Here is a 3,530-nt window from a genome sequence, read left to right as displayed (position 1 = left end):
GAGCCCTGGTGGTGGGGGGGGGGGGGTTTGGGCTGGTGGGGGCGGGGGGGGGTGTTGGGGTGGGTTGGGGGGTTGGGGGTCGGGCCGGTTGTGGGGGCCCCCACCCCCCCACTCCCTAGGACCTGCTCGGCGTCGGCTTCACCGGAACACAGGGCTCGACGTCGGCCTCGGTCGGGTAGACGTCGACCTTGTGCGGCTGCGCCCCGTCGTTGAAGTTCACGAACACCAGCACATTGCCGCGGTGCAGGGTGATCTTCCGGGCCCACTGGAAGGTGAAGAGCGGGACCACCCCGCCCTCCGAGGTGTGTGTCCAGAGCACCATGTCCCCCTTGCAGCCATAGCCGGGGCGCAGGATCTGCACCTCCACCTCGATGCCGTTCGGGCGCAGCTCCCGTGCGAGTTCACGCTGGTCCTCGACATCGATGTACTGCTCGTTGGCGGTGAGCGTGACGGTTCCGTCGTCATGGCGCTCCAGCGCGTACGCCGCGGACCCGGCCGGTGTCCCCGCCGACAGCACCACCGCGAGCCCGGCCGCCGCGCAGACCCCCGCGGCCAGGGCAAGTCGGCGGCCGGTGAGCAGAGCGCGCCGCACGGCGGGCACCGGCACGGACTCCCGCCGCTCGATCTCCCCCCGCAACTCCCCCAGCAGCCGGTCCTCGAACGTCGTCCTCGCCGTCATGCCGCTCCCCCAGTTCCTTCCGTGACGTACGGCAGGCACGAGCCGAACGGCTCCCCGCCCGGTGACTCCGCCTGTTCCCGCAGGGACTTGCGCGCCCTGTGCAGCCGTACACGCGCCGCCACCTGGCTGATCCCCAACGCCGTCGCGGCCTCGCCGACCGTGAGGTCGTCGACCGCGACGAGTTCCAGGACGGCTCTCTCCCCCGCGGGGAGCCGTTCCAGAGCGGCGAGGGCACGGCGGCCCGGGCTCTCGGCGTCGAGCTTGTCCTCCAGGCGGGCGATGTCGTCGGGCTCCAGCAACCGCCGGCCGGAGATGCGCCGGTCGCGGTCGGTCTCGCGGGCGACCCGTCGGCGCTCGCCGGCGACGACATTGCGGGCGATGCCGTACAGCCACGCCCGCTCGCTGCCCCGGGAGGCGCGGTAGGTGTGGGCCGAGTCCAGGACCGCGAGGAAGATCTCGGCGGTCAGGTCGGCCACGGTGTGCGGGTCCGCGACGCGCCGGGCCACGAAGGACGTCATGGCGTCCACATGGCGCCGGTAGAACTCCTCGAAGAGCTGTGGGTCGCGAGCCGCCGCCCGCGGCCCACCCCGTATCCCGTCCACTCGGGCTCCCTTCCTCGACGAACGCCGCTGCGTCGACGGCGCTTCACCGGTACTTGGCCGGGAGTGTGAAAGGCGTTACAAGTGCTGAACTCTGCCTGGTCGGCGTCCGTGGGTACGGATGACCCGGCCGCCGGACTCGACGACTCCAAGAGGTCTAAACCAATTGCAGGTCGGCCCTTGTCATCGCACCCCCGGTCTGATGAGCTGTGGCCTGGGACACAACGGACACCCTGGGAAAGGCAGATGCCGTGAGCAACGAAAGCCTGGCCAACCTGCTCAAGGAAGAGCGCAGGTTCGCACCCCCCGCCGACCTGGCCGCACACGCCAACGTCACAGCGGAGGCGTATGAGCAGGCCAAGGCTGACCGGCTCGGTTTCTGGGCCGAGCAGGCCCGCCGACTGAGCTGGGCCAAGGAGCCGACGGAGACGCTGGACTGGTCGAACCCGCCGTTCGCCAAGTGGTTCCAGGACGGCGAGCTCAACGTGGCGTACAACTGCGTCGACCGGCATGTCGAGGCGGGCCACGGCGACCGGGTCGCCATCCACTTCGAGGGCGAGCCCGGCGACAGCCGCGCGATCACCTACGCCGAGCTCAAGGACGAGGTCTCCAAGGCGGCGAACGCGCTGCTGGAGCTGGGGGTTCAGAAGGGCGACCGGGTCGCCGTCTACATGCCGATGATCCCGGAGACCGCGGTCGCCATGCTCGCGTGCGCCCGGATCGGCGCCGCGCACTCCGTGGTCTTCGGCGGCTTCTCCGCGGACGCGCTCGCGACCCGCATCCAGGACGCCGACGCGCGCGTGGTCATCACCACCGACGGCGGCTACCGGCGCGGCAAGCCGTCCGCGCTCAAGCCCGCCGTCGACGAGGCGGTCACCAAGGCCGGCAACGTCGAGCACGTGCTCGTTGTCCGCCGTACCGGCCAGGAGGTCGCCTGGGACGACAGCCGTGACGTGTGGTGGCACGAGGTCGTCGACCGGCAGTCGGCCGAGCACACGCCCGAGCCGTTCAACGCCGAGCAGCCGCTGTTCATCCTCTACACGTCCGGCACGACGGGCAAGCCCAAGGGCATCCTGCACACCTCGGGCGGCTACCTCACCCAGGCCGCGTACACCCACCAGGCCGTCTTCGACCTGAAGCCGGAGACCGACGTCTACTGGTGCACGGCCGACGTCGGCTGGGTCACCGGGCACTCGTACATCGTCTACGGCCCGCTCGCCAACGGCGCCACCCAGGTCATGTACGAGGGCACGCCCGACACCCCGCACCAGGGCCGCTTCTGGGAGATCGTGCAGAAGTACGGGGTGACGATCCTCTACACCGCCCCGACCGCCATCCGCACCTTCATGAAGTGGGGCGACGACATCCCCGCGAAGTTCGATCTCAGCAGCCTGCGGGTGCTGGGCTCGGTGGGCGAGCCGATCAACCCCGAGGCGTGGATCTGGTACCGCAAGCACATCGGCGCGGACCGCACCCCGATCGTGGACACCTGGTGGCAGACCGAGACCGGCGCCATGATGATCTCGCCGCTGCCGGGTGTCACCGCGACCAAGCCCGGTTCCGCGCAGACCCCGCTGCCCGGCATCTCCGCGACCGTCGTGGACGACGAGGCGAACGAGGTCCCGAACGGCGGTGGCGGCTACCTGGTCCTCACCGAGCCGTGGCCGTCCATGCTGCGCACCATCTGGGGCGACGACCAGCGCTTCCTGGACACCTACTGGTCGCGTTTCGAGGGCAAGTACTTCGCCGGCGACGGCGCGAAGAAGGACGACGACGGCGACATCTGGCTGCTGGGCCGCGTGGACGACGTCATGCTCGTCTCCGGCCACAACATCTCGACCACCGAGGTGGAGTCGGCGCTGGTGTCCCACCCGTCCGTCGCCGAGGCCGCCGTCGTCGGTGCCGCCGACGAGACGACCGGGCAGGCGATCGTCGCCTTCGTGATCCTGCGCGGCACGGCGAACGCCGAGGACGAGAACCTCATCGCCGAGCTGCGCAACCACGTCGGCGCCACCCTGGGCCCGATCGCCAAGCCCAAGCGGGTCCTGCCGGTCGCCGAGCTGCCCAAGACGCGCTCCGGCAAGATCATGCGCCGGCTGCTGCGGGACGTGGCCGAGAACCGCCAGCTCGGTGACGTCACCACGCTGACGGACTCCACGGTCATGGACCTCATCCAGGCCAAGCTGCCGGCCGCGCCCAGCGAGGACTGAGCCCGCACAGCGAGGACTGAGCCCACAGCTCGCCCGAGGGGG

At 70.6% G+C, this 3,530-nt stretch carries 3 protein-coding genes; 1 reads left to right on the top strand and 2 read right to left on the bottom strand.

Translation table 11 applies throughout. From position 1 onward, the window contains the following. Nucleotides 1-115 precede the first annotated feature (115 nt). Nucleotides 116-679, bottom strand: coding sequence for a hypothetical protein (locus ACFULQ_RS48845; RefSeq protein ID WP_383558243.1), 564 nt, complete (start codon nt 677-679; stop codon nt 116-118). Beyond that, nucleotides 676-1,281 carry an RNA polymerase sigma factor gene (locus ACFULQ_RS48840; RefSeq protein ID WP_383558241.1) on the bottom strand — a complete coding sequence of 202 codons (606 nt, stop codon included), beginning with the start codon at nt 1,279-1,281 and terminating at the stop codon, nt 676-678. The genes ACFULQ_RS48845 and ACFULQ_RS48840 overlap by 4 nt, the downstream gene beginning before the upstream one ends. 248 nt (nt 1,282-1,529) lie before the next feature. On the opposite strand from ACFULQ_RS48840, the gene acs reads away from it, so the two are divergent. After that, nucleotides 1,530-3,488 (top strand): acetate--CoA ligase, encoded by a 1,959-nt coding sequence (gene acs / locus ACFULQ_RS48835; protein ID WP_383558239.1) that lies wholly within the window; start codon nt 1,530-1,532, stop codon nt 3,486-3,488. Nucleotides 3,489-3,530 lie beyond the last annotated feature (42 nt).

The organism is Streptomyces sp. NPDC057253 (assembly GCF_042669125.1).
GTDB lineage: Bacteria > Actinomycetota > Actinomycetes > Streptomycetales > Streptomycetaceae > Streptomyces.
The sequence above is the reverse complement of the archived record's forward strand: the minus strand, read 5'-3'. Positions and strand labels throughout refer to the sequence as shown.

Coding starts and splice junctions, on each gene's coding strand:
- ACFULQ_RS48845 (WP_383558243.1), bottom strand. CDS start 679: ATGACGGCGAGGACGACGTTCGAGGACCGGCTGCTGGGGGAGTTGCGG.